General features: G+C 42.6%; 11 protein-coding genes and 1 pseudogene. 10 read left to right on the top strand and 2 right to left on the bottom strand.

Annotated features, from left to right (window positions below; translation table 11 throughout):
- Positions 1-15: 15 nt before the first annotated feature.
- The 8 genes from A2536_10810 (at position 16) to A2536_10775 (ending at position 5948) form a co-directional block, all read left to right on the top strand.
- The gene (locus tag A2536_10810; protein OGF46377.1) at positions 16-849 is read left to right on the top strand and encodes a hypothetical protein; all 834 of its coding nucleotides are present in this window, start codon (positions 16-18) and stop codon (positions 847-849) included.
- Between the two features lie 15 nt (positions 850-864).
- The gene (locus A2536_10805; protein OGF46376.1) at positions 865-1275 is read left to right on the top strand and encodes a hypothetical protein; all 411 of its coding nucleotides are present in this window, start codon (positions 865-867) and stop codon (positions 1273-1275) included.
- Positions 1276-1287: 12 nt separating this feature from the next.
- Positions 1288-1689, top strand: coding sequence for a hypothetical protein (locus A2536_10800; protein ID OGF46375.1), 402 nt, complete (start codon positions 1288-1290; stop codon positions 1687-1689).
- A gap of 42 nt (positions 1690-1731) precedes the next feature.
- On the top strand, positions 1732-2799 hold the full coding sequence (locus A2536_10795) for a hypothetical protein (protein OGF46374.1): 1068 nt from the start codon (positions 1732-1734) through the stop codon (positions 2797-2799).
- Positions 2800-2885: 86 nt separating this feature from the next.
- The gene (locus tag A2536_10790; GenBank protein OGF46373.1) at positions 2886-3446 is read left to right on the top strand and encodes a LemA family protein; all 561 of its coding nucleotides are present in this window, start codon (positions 2886-2888) and stop codon (positions 3444-3446) included.
- Positions 3443-4420, top strand: coding sequence for a hypothetical protein (locus A2536_10785; GenBank protein OGF46372.1), 978 nt, complete (start codon positions 3443-3445; stop codon positions 4418-4420). The genes A2536_10790 and A2536_10785 overlap by 4 nt, the downstream gene beginning before the upstream one ends.
- A gap of 204 nt (positions 4421-4624) precedes the next feature.
- Positions 4625-4897 carry a hypothetical protein gene (locus tag A2536_10780; GenBank protein ID OGF46371.1) on the top strand — a complete coding sequence of 91 codons (273 nt, stop codon included), beginning with the start codon at positions 4625-4627 and terminating at the stop codon, positions 4895-4897.
- A 160-nt stretch (positions 4898-5057) separates the two neighbouring features.
- Positions 5058-5948, top strand: a complete 891-nt coding sequence (locus tag A2536_10775; protein OGF46370.1) for a site-specific tyrosine recombinase XerD — start codon at positions 5058-5060, stop codon at positions 5946-5948.
- Between the two features lie 116 nt (positions 5949-6064).
- On the opposite strand, the gene A2536_10770 is transcribed toward A2536_10775, so the two are convergent.
- On the bottom strand, positions 6065-6979 hold the full coding sequence (locus A2536_10770) for a hypothetical protein (protein OGF46369.1): 915 nt from the start codon (positions 6977-6979) through the stop codon (positions 6065-6067).
- Positions 6976-7578 carry a hypothetical protein gene (locus tag A2536_10765; GenBank protein ID OGF46368.1) on the bottom strand — a complete coding sequence of 201 codons (603 nt, stop codon included), beginning with the start codon at positions 7576-7578 and terminating at the stop codon, positions 6976-6978. Before A2536_10765 ends, A2536_10770 begins: the two co-directional genes overlap by 4 nt.
- Before the next feature lie 375 nt (positions 7579-7953).
- On the opposite strand from A2536_10765, the gene A2536_10760 reads away from it, so the two are divergent.
- Both A2536_10760 and A2536_10755 read left to right on the top strand, forming a co-directional pair.
- The gene (locus tag A2536_10760; protein ID OGF46367.1) at positions 7954-8226 is read left to right on the top strand and encodes a hypothetical protein; all 273 of its coding nucleotides are present in this window, start codon (positions 7954-7956) and stop codon (positions 8224-8226) included.
- Between the two features lie 652 nt (positions 8227-8878).
- A pseudogene (locus A2536_10755) lies at positions 8879-17329 on the top strand (hypothetical protein).

Below are 17329 nucleotides of genomic sequence, written 5' to 3'. Positions count from 1 at the left end.
AAAGGAGGAAGGAAAATGTTTAACAGAAAAATAAGTTTTATAGTAATGAGCATACTTGCATTGTTTCTTTGTTTGCAGTTCTCAAGTATGGTAAATGCTCAGGAGGCAAAAGCCGATGGCGCGGGTATAGAAAATGCCCAGGACGGAAAAGCCGGCGGTGACGGGTTAGGACAAAAAAAACTGACCTTTTTCCAGTTTATTAAGGGCGGCGGTCCGATCTTTGCAGTAATACTGATTTGTTCTATGTTTGCAGTAGGGCTTATCTTTGACAGGTTTACGTATTTTAAAAATGCTACTGTAAAGGAAGAAAAGAAATTTATTGATGCTCTTATGAAAACGTCAAATATAAAAATGTCAATGACACTTTGTGATAGAACTACAGGTGCTCTTCCAAGGGTCGTAAAAGTAGCTTTGGTGCAGTATGAAAAAGGCTCTGACAGAAAGAAAATGGAAGAAGAAATTGAAGCTCAGATACTGTCTGAAACAATAGGCATGGAAAGACGGCTTCCTCAACTTGATACCATGGTTACCCTGACCCCGCTTCTTGGGTTACTTGGTACCGTTATAGGTATGATCGGATCGTTTAACGTCGTTGCTTCTGTCGGTATGGGTAAACCTGAGCTTTTGGCAGGCGGTATCGCTGAAGCTCTGATAAACACAGCCGGTGGACTTGCAGTAGCTATCCCGTCTTTGTTTTGCTATAATTTATTAAACGGAAGAAAAGAACAGATCCTGATGAGTATTGAAAAAAATGTTACCTTGCTTCTTTTAAGATTAGAGGAGTTCAAAGTAGAAGCAGGAAAACAACCGGAAAGCACAGGAGAAGCAAGCGCGAATCCTGTACAATAAAACTAAGGAGTGCTAATGAGATTTGAGAGGAGACCTGTAAAAAAAGGCAGAGTAGAGTTGATCCCTATGATTGACTCAATGCTGATACTTCTGATCTTTTATATGAGTTTTTCGACATTTGCCGAAATGGAGCTTGAGTATGGCGTTAAGCTTCCGGTTGCTGCAGAGGCCAGTAAGTGGAAAAAAGCTCCCGATGCGTTAATTATTAATATTCCTGTTTCAGGTCAGATCCTGGTCAATAAAGAAAAATATGATCTGGATTCCCTGGAAAAACTTATAAACGGTTACATGAAGCAGAATCCGAAAATGTCAATAGCGGTCAGAGGGGATACCAAGCTTCAGTACAGGGAAATATCAAAGATACTGGGGTTATGCTCCAGAAACAGAATATCAAATATTACTTTTGCGACTTTAGAGAGTGAGTAAAAAGGAGTAAACGTGAGAATAGCCAGAAGAGCTTTGAAAAAAGGCAGGATAGAATTAATCCCTCTCATTGATACAATACTCATGCTCCTGATATTTTACATGACTTTTGGCAAACTGGTTAAAGATGAGCTGAAACTTGATGCTGTATTGCCTATTATTCAGGAATCTGCGGCTGATACGGATGCTTTTACCGCTATGAATGTTGAAGTTGTCGGAAAAGGAAAACTGATAGTTAATGATGAAGAGCAGGATCTTAGCGTGTTTGCGGGAACATTAGAAGGTCTTTCACTTGTTGCAGATACCGTATCTGTATCCATAAAAGGAAGAGACTCAGTGTTTTATCAGGAAGTCATTGATGTTTTGAATTTATGCGCAAAGAGCGGAATTAAGAATATTTCATTTGTGTCCGAGTAGCATTCGCCCTGAAATTTTAAAGTTACAAGAAAGAAGTGTCTGATGAAAAAATTGTTTATACTATTATTTATATTCCTTGAGGCTAATAATTTCTGTGAAGCCGGTATAGAGGTATCCAATATATCTGTAGCAAGATCAAGACTTGAACATCAGGTATTTTTTAGCGGCAGTATTGGAAGTAATTTCGAAAGCAGTTTCCGGGATGTCAGTATAAAGCTTGTAGTTCTTGACAGGGATTTGAAAGTTTTAAAAGAGTCCGACCCTGTTATCCTGCCGTATATATATGTAAATTCAAAAAAAGATTTTAATATAAATATAAAAGGTTGTCCTTATTTTGAAGTCTATGATCTAAAGATAAATTACTCCGATAAAAAAGGAAAAAAAGAGATTATTTTCCACGGTTCAGACCTGTTTAACCCTCCGCAGCAGGACGGTGAAAAAAAAGACGAAGCGGTAATAACCATTTTAAGCCAATATATAGATGAGAATGGGTATCTTAAATGCATAGTGAGAAACAGCGGTGAATCAGATGCCGGAGATTTAACCCTTAATATAAAGTTTCTTAATGTTGAAAGAAAACTTATGAAGGAAAAGGATGTTTTGCTTGAAGACGGTAAAATAGGGAAAGGCAAAACAAAGACCTATAATATTAAGATAAATAATCTTCCCGATTATACAAGCTATCAGGTGTTAATAAAATACTCGGTACTGAAGGAAGAAAAAGTATTAGTCGATTCGTTTCAGGCCAAAGATAAACAATATGATTTTGGGGATATCGAGTACGGTAGTTTTACTGCAGGCGAAGAGGTCGAAGTGGCAAAATGCAGATTTTTAAAAAAACCGGGTTCGCTGGAAGTCAAGGCCAGGATAAGAAACGGTAAAATGCTTTCTATCAGGGACGTGACGGTCTACTACTCTCTTTTGACCGGTAAAAATAACGAAGCGCTTCTCAAAACATATAAATTTAACGAATCCATTTATTCAAAGGCGGAAAAGGAATTTAATATAGTTTATGAAGGGGAAATAATGCCTTCCAATTATAAATATGAAGTAAAGTATGAAGAATTCATTCCTGAAAAAAAAGAGACAACTTTTGACAGGGAGAGATAGTTTCTAAACAATAAAGAATTTATTAAACCACCCGCCAGTCTTTCAAAGGGTTATTCTTAATGCTTGTGCCATAGCATGGGGGTTAAATGGGTAATTATTTTATAATCGGGCTGTGCCTTCTGTTTGTCGCAGTTGTTTTTATTTTTAATCTTTTGATTACAAAACGGAACCAGGTGAAAAATGCTTTTGCCTCGATTGATGCGCTTTTGAAAAAGCGGTATGATTTGATACCAAATCTCGTTGAAGCGGTAAAGGGTTATGTAAAGCATGAGAGCGCGCTCTTAACCGAGATAGCAAAACTGAGGTCTGCGGCAATCTCCGGACAAAAAAGCGGAAAAGAAAAAGAAGGAATTGATAATGAAATGGGAAATACTCTAAAAAGCATAATGGCTGTTTCCGAAAGTTATCCCGAGTTAAAAGCAAGTAATAATTTTATGCACCTGCAAAAAACTCTTAATGAAGTGGAGGAACAAATTTCCGCCGAAAGGCGCGCCTATAACGCCTCGGTAAATGATTATAATAATGCGGTTATGCTGTTCCCGTTCAATATTCTCGCCGGTCTTCTCGGATTTAAAGAAGGTGACTATTTTTCTATTACGGAAAAAGGCAGGGAGAATATTAATGTCGCGGAGCAGTGGAAAAAATGAAAAGTATTGAAGAGTTAAAAATATTCTATAGGGAAAAACTGTATATATCTCTCCTTCCTCTGGAGAGGCAGCGTAAAAAGATTGTCAGTGTTGTAGGAATATCCGGAGCAGTGACAGCAGTTATGGTGCTTGTCATTTGTCTCATAATTCTTGCTTCTGCCGGGAACTCAGGCCTCTATTTTGTGTTTATTCCCGTTCTAATCGGTGCGGCAATATTTGCATTGGTATATTATATTGTATCGAAAAGTTACAAACGGCAGTTCAAAAGTGAAATAATAGGAAAGCTTGTTAAGTTTTTTGATGACAGCCTCTTTTTTGACCAGGGGTCCTGTATTCCCGGGTCACAGTATATGACGAGCCGGATATTTCCGAAGAATCCCGACAGGTATAAAGGGGAGGATTATGTCGGAGGTAAACTGGATAAAACTGCGATAGAATTCTCAGAGGTGCATTCGGAGTATAAGACGGAATCACGTGACAGTAAAGGGAATGTCCGTACCACCTGGCATACTATTTTCAGAGGTATCTTCTTTATCGCAGATTTTAATAAGACTTTTGCCGGTGTTACGGTTGTGCTTCCCGATACGGCTGAAAGAATGTTTGGTTTTCTCGGAACGATGCTTCAGGAATATAATTTCACGAGGGGAAAGCTGATAAAACTTGAAGATCCGAAGTTTGAAAAAGAGTTCGCAGTCTACGGTGACAACCAGGTAACTGCAAGATACATCCTTTCTACGAGTTTAATGGAAAGAATAATGGAGTTCAAGAAAAAAACAGGAAGGCCTCTACATATGTCGTTTGTGGATTCAAAAGTTTATATTGCCCTTTCTTATAATAAAAACCTTTTCGAGCCCAAACTTTTTACCACCCTTCTGGATTTTAATGTAGTGCTGGAGTATTATAATGACCTTGCGCTTTTGACAGGGATAGTAGAAGATTTGAATTTAAATACAAGAATATGGACGAAAGAGTAAAGCAATGACTAAGATTAAAGCACTAAGCACTAAGAAGAACAATGACTAAGATTAAAGCACTAAGCACTAAAAAGGAAGATATTAATATAGTTCCAACGATTTAGTTTGAGATTTAATTATTAAGTATTTGTTTTTTGTTTAGAATTTAGTGCTTAGATCTTAGTGATTATTTAAGGTTAGTGATTGCTTTACCCGGGGGGTTAAATGTCTAGTAGGGTTCATGTCTATTTTACAGGTACCGTGCAGGGCGTGGGTTTTCGTTTTACCTGTCAGGATATCGCCGAACGGCTCGGAAATGTTACGGGTACGGTTGAAAATCTTTCAGGCGGCAGGGTAGAGCTCATTGCCGAAGGCGAGAAAAAGCATCTGATTGAATTTCTTAAAAAAATAGAGGAATATTTTGCGACACATATAAAGTATACGGAGATAGAGTGGGAAAAGGCGACGGAAGAATTCAACGGATTTGAAATCAAATAAAGAAAGTACTAGTGACTATTGACTAATGACTATTTGATGAACGCGGCAAAAGAGCGCCGCGATATTATAAAGTGTAAATATAAATATGAGGCGGGGTTTTTCCGCCAACAATAAATAGTCATTAGTCAATAGTCCTTAGTCATTTTTTTGTGAGGTTTTCATGCTGGAACTAGTTCCTGAATTCTTAATGTACCTCTCCACCGAACGCCGATATCCTGTCAGTACGGTGAGTTCGTACAAAAATGATATTAATCAGTTTTTACTGTTCATCGAAAAAAAAGGTATTGGTGATGCGGCAAAAATCACCAAGCATGACATATTGGATTATTTTTCATCCGTGAAGGAGAAATATGATCCCTCTTCTTCTGCAAGAAAACTTTCTGCGATCAAAACTTTTTTTAAATTTCTTTCTCTGGAAAAAAAGATGGAGGAAAATCCCGCGGCAGAACTGGAATCTCCCCGGCTTATGAAAAAACTGCCGGATGTTCTTTCGGAACAGGAGATTGTCAGGCTGCTGGAGTCTGTAAATCAAAAAGACAAAGATGATCTCCGGGACCGCGCGCTCCTCGAGTTGATGTATGCCACAGGTATGCGCATCTCCGAGGTTTCTAATCTGAAAATATATGACTATGATACAGTTGCGCAGTATATAAGGTGCATGGGGAAGGGGAGCAAAGAAAGGATAGTTCCGGTAGGAAAGGTAGCGGCGGATTGGGTGGATGAATACATAGGAAAAATACGCATTGAATTAGTCGAGAAAACCTCCTCCTCTTCCGGAGAGCTATTTTTAAATAAAAGAGGAAAAAAATTCAGCAGGGTCTGGCTCTGGAAGATAATAGTGAAGCGTGCCGCGGCGGCAGGTATAGCAAAACACGTGACTCCTCACACTTTAAGACATTCCTTTGCCACGCATCTTCTCACTCACGGTGCCGATCTCAGAAGCGTGCAGGAGATGCTCGGGCATTCAAGTATTTCGACGACGCAGATATATACGCATGTGGACAGATCCCGCCTCCGTGAAGTGCATAAAAAATATCATCCGAGGCCGTGAAGGACGAAGTCCGATGGTTTGAGGGTTTGAAGATTAGATGTTTGGAGGATTTGCAAGTGAAAAGGGGAAGACAGAGTCTGGAAGTGAAAGTACAAAGTCTGAATTAAAAAAATACTCTATTTCCATGGGCCTGGAGCTTTCCAGTGTTTGTTAAATTCTTTTGTTTTGGCTATTGCCTTTACAGGTAGAATAAGAAAATCCTCTATCTCTTTTGCTACACTAGATAAGTGCTCCGGTGCGATTTTACTTTCTTCTTTAACGATGAAAGCCTTCCAGAGCTTTTGACGATCGGAGCCGTGATCGTAGATTTCTTCGGCAAAAAGTGGTTTCTTCGCCGGAAGTTCAATCTTTCTTTGCGTAAATGTATTTTGAATAGCTGCGGCAAGGTTTGTTCCGTCAAAGTCATGCTGTCTCATTAAAAGCCAGATATCATAGAAATCCTTCATACGGCTGTTCAAAGAACCAAGCGTTATCATAGCTTCAAACTTTTCACTGATAGTGTTTTCAGCGGGATATCCCTTAAGATGCGGTTTGGGAAAATCCAAAACAACAGGGTAATCTATAGTCTTTGGATTTGGATAGACTACATCACCAAATCCTATATCAATTTGTAATGGAATTCTTGACTGTTCCAGAAATCCAATAAGTTTTATTCGCACTCCTTCGTAATCCGCATCTGCTTTTATTCTGGTCCCTTTTACGGTAGAAAGGTCAAAAACAATACCGTCAGATTCAATGCTTATTTCACAGATATCTTTCATAGCATTTTCAATTGAGTCTATTTGATTGTCATAACGTGCTAAGAAATCAATGTCCAGAGTTGTTCTTCTCTCCGGAATTTGCCAGACAGTAAACATTAAGGCGCCTTTAAGAATGAACTTCTCTGAATATTTTGACCGGCTGAGTCTGTAAAGAAACCTCTCCATACCAAAATACTGCAAAACTTCCGCAAAAGGCCGGTTAGTTTCCTTCGCTTTACTCATTAAACGGGCTTTCACAGAAGCCGCAATATTCCTGACATTATCTTTCATAGCATGGCCTCAAGGACCGGTTTAATTACATTATCAACCCGGCAAATTTTCGCGTGTTTTATCAACTCATTCAGATTTACATTTTTTTCCATTATTGCTGTTTTCATGGCGTTCCTGATAATACCCATGCCTATTTTGCTTCTGAATTTAAAACAATCAGCTATTGTTTTGGCAAGAGAGTAAACCCTTATTTTTTGTGATCCGATCTTATGTTCTTCAATACCGGCGTTATACGCATTTTCATCAAATCGGTAAAATCTTACCGGCGGGTATTTAATTTTATTTGCTCGTGTCTGTGCGGGGATAGCTATTTCCACATAACCGGGAATCTCGGTTGTTGCTTCATGAAACGCAAGAGCGGAAGCCAGACAGATAATTCCCTTCGGTGACTGAAGAGAAGCAAGAACCAGATCCGGGTATGTTCCAATATCATGGTCGCTCAGCTGATATATCCCGCGTGAAATTATTTTTACTCTATCTTCTGCTACAACAGCGTTAATTGTATCATGATGGAACCCGGCTTTTCTTAGTACAGAAAATTTAGCTATTCCTCCAGTAGCTTTAAAAAATTTTAAGATATTTTGTGTGTTAATTGACATATTACCTCCGCACATATATGCACTACTTGTTAGTAAGTATATACATTATGTGCGCTTATGTCAATAGCAATCGGTTCTTATCGGTATAATATGGAATTGCTTCCTCATTATATGTAAATACTTCCACAGTATTTGAGGTCGCGAGGGCGAGAATTCAGGTTTTGTAATATGTTTTGAAGCTGGCATGGAAAATGCTCAATAAAAAAGTGGAGAAAGTGGGAAAAGTAAAGAAAGTGAAGGAAAAGAAGCAGGAGAAGAAAACAGGACGTACGGCAAAGAAAGCAGACGAAAGGAAAGAAGCAAAAGAGAACTAGTTTGTATCAGTGGAATCCGGTAGCTTTGTAATCAGTGGAATAGTTTTCACCGGAGGTGCTTATGCTCAGCCATGTGCCTCACTCTATAAACGAAGTTCACTTCCTGGTGGATAGGTTAAAACACGGAATCCCGGTTGACAGGAATGAGGTGCAGAAGCTATTAAAAATGGTGCTATCGGACAAAAATAACTACGGAATTTGGGTAAAACGTGAAATTGACGATCATTTAGGACAGGATTATCTGTCATATGTAGTAATTGGCTGCGATGCAAAAGGTAAGCTTAGAATTATAGGACATAGGGTCGAGAGAAAGATGGCTAGAAAAGGTTTGTAAGGTTTATAAGGTTATTTTTAGAGGTGGTATTGATATATTTTAGGTATTTGATCTTAAAAAATATTTTTAAGATTTTACTTTATGGACCTTAGACCTTACGGACTTTTATCTCGTTTTGTCAACGGATGTTGGCATGTATATATCTTACATATCGAGAAAAGTTTTGCTTATAGACAACGGAATGTATTAATAACTAAAACACGGAGAAAATAGCTGAATAACACTGATTATTATAGGCTAAATAGCGATATGGAAACCATTCCATTGTGATTGCTGAAGCTTTGGATGCTGGTGCTATCTGCAAGCAGCTACAATTGGGGTTTAGGTGAGGTTTTGTCTAAAAAATCTAAAAACTAGAAAAAGTTTATGCTATAACGCATTTGCGGTGACTGTCACCATTATAAAAGGTTTTTAAGGTTTGTAAAGTTGTATTTAGGGGATGATATCGCTTGTATGGAAAGGAATCCATATGTATGGAAGAGAATCCATAGAAATAGGGGTAGGTGTGTTAAAGTATTACTTTAAAAATATCGTAGAAGTATTTAGGAATCAGTACAATAACAAATTTCTATGTATTTGTTGACAACTGGCACAGCGTTTGCTATAATATAGCTGTAGAATCAGGAAAAGTTCTACCGAACCCGAGGAGACCATGAGAAGAGCAGGGTGGACATACCGAAGGAAGGCACCAACCACCAACCCTCTTAATATTTTATTAAGAACTCTTTTTGCATTTGTATTAGTTTCATTTATTATTTCTCTGCCTATAAAATCCTTTGCTGATACCACCTGGGGTAATACAAATGCTTTTAATTCCGGCTCAAATCTTTACAATATTACCAATAGTACGATTAAAAACGGTATAAGGTTTACCTGCAGGGTGGGCGGTACTGCCACTCAAATGAGGCTTCGCACCACTGAAGCGGGTACCTCGGGAACACACCGATGGGGTATTCAAGCCGACAGCAACGGTGAGCCGACAGGTACCTGGCTTTGTTCTTTGGATGCTACCACGGGTGGAAATGGGGAACGTACCACAACTATAAATTTCCCGGACGTTACTCTTACCCAGGGAACAGTTTACCACATAGTTACTCAATATCAATCGGGCGGCAGTCTAGGTGCGTCTGACTATGCCACTCTTAGACAGAAATCTCCTTTTGATTCTCAGACGTATCAGTGCAATACCGCAACTCCGATAACTGCAGAGTATGATGATCCGGATCTGCAAACGGAATATTATGATGGAAGTGCATGGGTTGCTGGTGATGGTAAGCCGCAATTTGTAATTGATTATGGTACTACTGATTATGAAGGAAGCCTGGTTCTTGTCGCTGATGCCACCATCGCAGCGACAACTAATGTTAATATCTGCGGTACCGGGGCTACGGTTCGTTCAGCGGGGGAGATATTCACAGTTACAGGCGGTCCCAAGACAAATGTTGCAAGACTCTATGCTTACGTTGCAAAGGTTTCAAGCCCGGCGGATAGTTTGTACTGGAACCTGTATAATATTACAGATACTACCTCTGTAACAACCGGTGTACTCTTTTGCAATAGCGGTGATGTAACAACATCTTATTCCTGGATATCAAAAGTATTGCCTTCTCCAATAACGCTGCTTGCTAACAAAAAATACAGGTTGTATTTTACCTCTCCGGGTTCAGCGTCCGGAACGGGCTATTATATACTGGCAAACACCTATTATGATACAACGCCGACCTCGCCTTATTTCAGGGTGGGCTTTCAAGGCGGGTCCTCTGAGAATCAAGGTTACTTTTCCCTTACGACCAATAATTGGACAGGACAGACGGATGTCACTTACGGTGATGCTCCTTTCTATTGGGGAATAGACAATACCAACCCCACATCCTCAATTACTATGCCTTCAAACGGCGGTAAATACAATGCGTTATCTGCGATAACAGGTCTTGCTACGGATACGGCTTCGACCGGCGTTAAAACAAACTATCTCAAAATTAAGAATACAACAGATACGCTTTACTGGACCGGCGCGGCGTGGGGCGTTGATACCTGGTTAAGCCCCTCTTCTTATGCCGATCCGACATGGACGCACGATACAAGCAGTGTAACGTTTTCAAACGGAAAGAACTATGATGTAAGTTTTTACTCTGCTGACTATGGCGGAAATGTCTCAACAACAACAACAAACAGCTTTCTTTTTGACAATGGAGCACCAGTTTCAAGTGTAACCAATCCTGCAACAAACTCACAGTTTAATTCGCTTTTTACTATCTCCGGTACGGCTTCTGATAATGCAGCGTTGGTAAGTGATGTAAAAATAAGCGTAAAGAATACCGATTTGGGTAAGTGGTATGCAGGTGGTACAGATTGGACGGCCGGTGTGGAAACTTGGCTTACTGTAACAGGTTTAAATACTTGGACAAAGACTCTAACAAACATTTCTGGTGATGGTAATTTTCTTATTAGAGGAAAAGCCACAGACCAGGCGGGAAATGTTGAAACTCCCGGCGCAGGTGTCAGTTTTATATATGATACAACAAATCCTTTGTCAACAATATCTGTACCTGCAAACGAAGCAAAGATAAAAACACTCGCCGGAATAACAGGTACTGGTTCAGATACCTCCCCCGGTGTTTTGACTAATGTATATGTAAGTATCAAGGACCAGATTGGCGGGTATTATAACGGCTCTGATTTTTCCGGGGGAGCAGGAACGCAATGGCAGGGAGTAACCGGAACAACAAGCTGGAGTTATCCTGCGCCAACTTGGACAAACCAGCAGTATATAATCAGGACAAAAGCCGTGGATACGGCTACAAACGCCGCTACTTCCGGGACAAGTGTGACATTTATCTATGATGATAATTCTCCTTCTTCCGTGATAACTTATCCTTCAAATAATGATGTAAAAACTGCACTGGCAGGGATTACTGGAACTGCGACAGACTCCGGCGGCTCAGGTCTTCAGGTTGTTCAAACACGGATCTATAACGTTACTGATAATTTATATTGGGATGGGGTAGGTACCTGGCAGGCGGGAAGCGCCTGGGTTAGCGCAACCGGTCTTGCTGCATGGACTTACGACACTTCAGTAACTCCGCTTACATCCGATAGAACCTATGTTATCCAGTCAAGAGCGAAGGATCTTGTTACTCCGACTGAAAACATAGAGACTCCGGGATTTGGCACTACGTTCAAGATAGACACAACCAAACCTGTTTCAACAGTAGCAGCTCCTTTAAGCCAGACCTATAATAGTCTGCCGTACCTTACAGGTACGGCAACGGATGCGACAGCCGGAGTCAATAATGTCAAGTTTACTATAAAAAATCTTACAGATACGGAAACCTTTACCACCGGTCTTTCCTGGGTAAGCGGATCAACAGATTACTGGCATACTGCTACGGGTACGCTAAACTGGAGTTATAGTACGGCTCCGTTTGCGCTGGAATCCGATAAGAATTACTTGCTGGTTACTATGGCTGAGGATAATATTGCCAATGTAGAAACTCCGGGAACAGGTAATACTTTCAGACTGGATAATGTACCGCCTTCTTCTACTATCAACCCGCCTCTGAATGGAACCACCTATAATACCCTGAGTCAGATTTCGGGTACGGCTACCGATGCTTCTTCTTCGGTAGTAAGCGTCCAGGTAAACATTAAAAATATTACCGATAGCACCGTATGGAACGGGGGCAGTTGGGTTAGTGGTTCGCTTAACTGGCTGGGTGCAACCGGTACTAACAACTGGATTTATAATATCTCCTCCTGGGTAACAGGCAAAGTTTACACCGTGCAGTCTAAGGCGGCAGATGCTGCAAGCAATACACAAAGCGCATTTACGGAATCCTCGTTTAGTTTTGATAATACTCCGCCGACAACTGTGATAGCATATCCCGCTACCGGCTCTCTGCGAAGCACGCTTACCGTAATTTCGGGTACGTCTTCCTCTGATACGGCTGCTACCGGTGTTTCAATAAGTTTATTGTTTGTGGGCGGTAACTGGTACAATAATACCTCCTTCTCCTCTCCGGTAGAATACTGGTTGGTATGTACCGGTACGGCTGCCTGGAGTTACACCCCGCCGGCGTTACCTTCGGACGGGGATTATATAATACACACGAAAGCAAAAGATAACGCAGGCAATATTGAAGCTCCCGGCACATACAGCACCTTTACTTATGATACGACAAAACCGACTTCTACGATAACTGCTTTTACGAATGGAGACAAGAAGAGTTCACTTACCGTTCTTTCAGGAACGGCTTCGTCAGACACCTCCTCGGTTTCCATTAATATATTTGATAATAATAATACGCAATATTGGGACGGAGATTCATGGGAGCCGGGTTCGTCCTGGCTTTTCTGTACCGGCACAACCGGCTGGACGTACTCTTCTCCTGCCTGGAGCACCGGCGTCACATATAAAATAAGCACAATGGCAAAGGATAATGCAGGCAACCTTGAAACGGTAGGGACCGCGTGGTCCTTTACTTACGATGCTCTTGCACCGGTTTCCGCGGTTACCTATCCCGCAAGCAATGCAAATCTTAAAATCGCGCCGGAAGGGATTACCGGTACCTGTTCCGATGCTGCTTACGGAAATACAGGAGTTTCTCTCGTTCAAATGCAGTTAAAGTGCGAAACAGATACAAAATACTGGTCAGGCACTGTTTGGGACACACCGCTGGCCTGGGTAAATGTCGGCGGCACCACTGCTTGGAACTATAACGGGGCAGTGGTTCTCTGGGAAGATGGTAAGACATATATAGTAAAGTCCAGAGGTAAGGACGGCGCAAATAATACAGAGACCGGCTCCGCTCTTATAACCTTTAAGTATGATACTACAGTGCCCACTACAACTATAGTTTCGCCTTCAAATGGCGGAAAAATCAAGGCCTTGACGGTTATAACCGGAACGTCCTCGGACGCCACGAGCGGCATGAGCGCTCTCTATATTTCCATAAAGAGCCTTGCGGATACAAAATGGTATAATGGCTCTTCTTTTGTGGATGCTTCTGAAACGTGGCTTTCCCCGACGGCAGGGCTTCAGAACTGGAACTACACCGCGCCAACGTGGGGAGATGGGAAGAGCTACCTCATCCGTAAATATGGCATTGATAATGCGGGTAATTCCGAGACTCCTGGTACCGGTAATTCGTTTACCTTTGATACTACTGCTCCTACTTCCAGCGTGACCAGTCCCGTTACCGGTTCGCAGATATATGCTTCACCGACACTTTCAGGTACGGCATATGATGCCTCAACGGGAATAGTAACTATCCTGCTGAATATCAAGGACCTGGACAATACTACTTACTGGACCGGCTCAACCTGGGTCACCACTGATCCGGATTTTGCCTTTAATGCCGGGGGAACGACAACGTGGACTTATTCAGGACCGACTTATACAACAACACACTGGTATCTTATCCGTTCGAAGGCTGTTGACGGCGCAATAAATAGCGAAACTCCCGGATCAGGTATAACTTTCCAGTATCTTGCCGATTCCACACAGCCGGCTTCAGTAGTTACCTTCCCGGCTAATTCTGGCAACTACTTCAGTCCCGCGGTTATAAGCGGTACCAGCTCCGATACGATGCCCGGGGCAGGTGTTTCCAGTGTGGAGGTTGCTGTTAAGAACGTTACCGATAACGAATATTGGCAGGGTGGAGCCTGGTTGGCCGGAATAAACTGGCTTTCAACAAGCGGATCGACTGCCTGGCTGTATAACGGAACAATCCCGACGTGGACTGACGGTAAGACCTACCAGATTACGACAAAAGCCATGGACTACGCAAATAACATTGAAACTCCCGGTTCAGGAAATACTTTTACAATAGACAGAATTGCCGGTACTACTACGATAACCGTGCCGGCAAACAGCGCTAAATTAAAAGCTATCGCGGCGTTAACCGGAACCGCAGCGGATAACAGGAGTGTGGCCTTGGTCGAAGTTTCCGTAAAGAATATGCAGAATAACACCTACTATGATATCACAACTCCGTGGGGGGATAATTTAACCTGGCTTCCTGCAACGACAGGAACTACTAATTGGACTTATACGCTGCCTACGCTTGCAAGCGGTGTCAGTTACCTCATTCAGGCCAGAAATACAGATACAGCCGGGAACGTGGAAACAGCCGGAACGGGAAACAGTTTCCTTTTCGACAGTACGAATCCTTCTTCCACGATAACTTATCCGTCAGCAGGCGCGAATATAAAGACACAGCCTTCGGAGTTTAGCGGCACGGCTTCGGACAATGCAGCTACAGTTACCCTTGTTAAGATAAGGATTTACAATGTAACTGATACTTTATATTTCCAGGGCGGTTCTGTCTGGGATATTGTTGATACCTGGATAAACGCTGCCGGAACCACGGCCTGGACTTTCACGGTACCTGCACTTACTGACGGCAAGACTTATGTTGTCTCTTCCAGGGCTATAGACGGCGCTGCAAACAATGAGACCGCCGCTGAGGGAAAGACATTTAAATATGATACCTCTGCGCCCGTTTCTGTCGTGACGTCACCGGCAAACGGCAGTAGTTTTACCGCTCTTGCGGGAATTACCGGTACCTCTACCGATACTACCAGCGGGGTTACTCTTGTAAAACTCAGGATAAAAAACATCACAGATACAACTTACTATGACGGGAGCTGGACTTCTTCAGATCCCGGGTATAACCTTAGTGTTGTTGGTACTGATAATTGGACTTATGCGACGCCTGCGTGGACCAGCGGAAAGATATATCTTATTCAGGTGCAAGGTACGGACTTTGCGGGCAATACTGAAACAGCGGGGGTTGGGAACTCCTTTAAATTTGATACGACACCGCCGTCTTCTGCCATAACGAGTCCTACCAACGGACAGACGTTATACTCTGCGCCTGCGCCTGCCGGTACCGCGTCGGATAATCTTGCCGGTGTTAAGAAGGTTCAGGTCAACATAAAAAATATTACGGATACAACCTACTGGACCGGAAGCACCTGGGGTGCGGATACCTGGGTTGATGCTGACGGGACCACCACCTGGAGTTCTACCGTAACGGTATGGACCTCAAACAAGGATTATCAGTTAAGAAGTAAGGCGCAGGATAACGGTTTGCTCTGGGAAACACCGTCTTCCGGAGTGACCTTTACTTATATTGCAGATTCGACTTCTCCGGAATCTGCTGTTGTTTCTCCCGCAAACGGAGCTGTTATTAAAACCTTCTCTTCGGTTAGCGGTACGGCCAATGATGTAGCCCCGAATATGTCAGGGCTTTCCCTGGTCAGGGTATATATTAAGAACGTTACAGATACGCAATGGTGGAACGGAGGAAGTTGGAGCGGAACCTCTACCTATATTACTACAACAGGCGCTAACTGGACATATTCAACCGGGTCGGTAACTGTTACGAACGATAAGGTGTATCAAATACAGTCGCAGGCAATAGATAACGCCACCAATACGGAGTCACTAGGAACCGGCAGTACTTTCACTTATGATACGTCTGCACCCAACTCTACTATAACGAGTCCTTTGAGCGGTTCCAAACTCAAAATTCTTGCGGGGATAACCGGTACGGCTTCCGATACTCACGGTCTCAGTGTTATTAAAATCTCAATAAGGAATGATACAAATAATAATTATTATGACGGCGGGACCTGGGGAGGGACAGAGACCTGGCTGCCGGCTACTGAGGGGACGACTTCCTGGAATAAAACCTCGCCTGCGTGGGCCAGCGGTAAGACATATATAGTAAAGTCAATGGCTGTTGACCTCGCCGGAAATGAAGAGACACCCGGGGCAGGTAAAACATTCACCTTTGATAATGTGGCACCGTCCTCTGTTATAGTTGATCCGGTTAATGGTTCAAAGCTTAACACTATATCTTTGATAACAGGTACGGCAAGCGATCCGGCTACCGGGACCGGAGTTGTAACTGTACAAGTGAGCTACAAGAGATTCTCGGATACCAAATACTGGAACGGTGGAGCATGGGATACGCCGCAAGTATGGCTAAATGCCACCGGGACGGCTAACTGGTCCTGGGAAATTCCGACACCGGCAAGCGGGGTTACCTATCTTGCGCAATCTAAAGCTATAGATGCTGCATTAAACGAAGAGAGTTTCGGAGATGGTAACAGCTTCCTCTTTGATAATCAGGCCCCCGGTTCAATCATAACCGTCCCTGTAAGCGGAAATTACTACGGCGCTTTGGGGACTATAACCGGTACTGCTTCTGATACGGGAAGTTCCGGAGTGAGCAATATAAAATTAAAAATTAAAAATATGAGCAGTACCCTGTGGTGGGACGGAGATTCATGGGAAGGTTCAGATCCTGGCTTTACTCTTTCTGCAACCGGAACGTCGAATTGGAGTTATCCTGCAGCCAGCTGGACGACGAACAAAATATATATTATACAATCCCAGGCGACGGATAATACCGGAACTGCAGAAACTGCCGGCGCGGGAAATACCTTTACCTTTGATGACCAGGTGCCTACTTCGACTGTAGTCCTTCCGCAGCCCTCAACCTCGTACAGCAGTCTGGCGGTAATAACCGGTACGGCATCCGACACGGGTTCTGCAGTCTCTACAGTGCAGCTTAATATAAAAAGAACGACTGATAACTATGTCTGGTCCGGAACCACCTGGGTGACCGGTACGTTAAACTGGGTGACCGCGACAGGTACTTCCAACTGGTCTTATGCTGATGCTACGTGGGACACCGCGAATAATTATACAATTGAAGTAAAAGCTATCGACTCCTCAAACCCGAAAAATGCGCAGAGTTCGTATACTACAGTTAACTTCAGCTTTGATAATGTAATTCCGAATTTTGGCACGGTAACGCCTGTCTCGGAATCAAAAGTAAATGCCACAGGCAGGGTTGTAGGATGGACAAACAGCGAAGGTCTGTATTCAATGACTATCCGGTTCAATTACATATCCGGCCCTGCGGATGCAAGCGCGCCGCATATTCTGACGGTGACTGGTTCGAAACTTAATGCCGGCGCCCAGACGTACGACCTGTATAGTTTTGGCCATACCCTGGTGGAAGGCACGACATATAATATAGTGCTGAATGCGAATGATAACGCAACTCCTGCAAATGCCGCAACAACG

The sequence above is a fragment of the Candidatus Firestonebacteria bacterium RIFOXYD2_FULL_39_29 genome (genome assembly GCA_001778375.1).
Lineage (GTDB): Bacteria > Oederibacteriota > D2-FULL-39-29 > D2-FULL-39-29 > D2-FULL-39-29 > D2-FULL-39-29.
Note: the sequence above shows the minus strand (reverse complement) of the source record. Positions and strands in the feature narration are given on the sequence as shown.

What these genes read in the sequence shown, in the direction of transcription:
- A2536_10810 (OGF46377.1), top strand. Translation starts at nt 16, where the DNA reads ATGTTTAACAGAAAAATAAGTTTTATAGTAATGAGCATACTTGCATTG.
- A2536_10805 (OGF46376.1), top strand. Translation starts at nt 865, where the DNA reads ATGAGATTTGAGAGGAGACCTGTAAAAAAAGGCAGAGTAGAGTTGATC.
- A2536_10795 (OGF46374.1), top strand. Translation starts at nt 1,732, where the DNA reads ATGAAAAAATTGTTTATACTATTATTTATATTCCTTGAGGCTAATAAT.
- A2536_10790 (OGF46373.1), top strand. Translation starts at nt 2,886, where the DNA reads ATGGGTAATTATTTTATAATCGGGCTGTGCCTTCTGTTTGTCGCAGTT.
- A2536_10785 (OGF46372.1), top strand. Translation starts at nt 3,443, where the DNA reads ATGAAAAGTATTGAAGAGTTAAAAATATTCTATAGGGAAAAACTGTAT.
- A2536_10780 (OGF46371.1), top strand. Translation starts at nt 4,625, where the DNA reads ATGTCTAGTAGGGTTCATGTCTATTTTACAGGTACCGTGCAGGGCGTG.
- A2536_10775 (OGF46370.1), top strand. Translation starts at nt 5,058, where the DNA reads ATGCTGGAACTAGTTCCTGAATTCTTAATGTACCTCTCCACCGAACGC.
- A2536_10770 (OGF46369.1), bottom strand. Translation starts at nt 6,979, where the DNA reads ATGAAAGATAATGTCAGGAATATTGCGGCTTCTGTGAAAGCCCGTTTA.
- A2536_10765 (OGF46368.1), bottom strand. Translation starts at nt 7,578, where the DNA reads ATGTCAATTAACACACAAAATATCTTAAAATTTTTTAAAGCTACTGGA.
- A2536_10760 (OGF46367.1), top strand. Translation starts at nt 7,954, where the DNA reads ATGCTCAGCCATGTGCCTCACTCTATAAACGAAGTTCACTTCCTGGTG.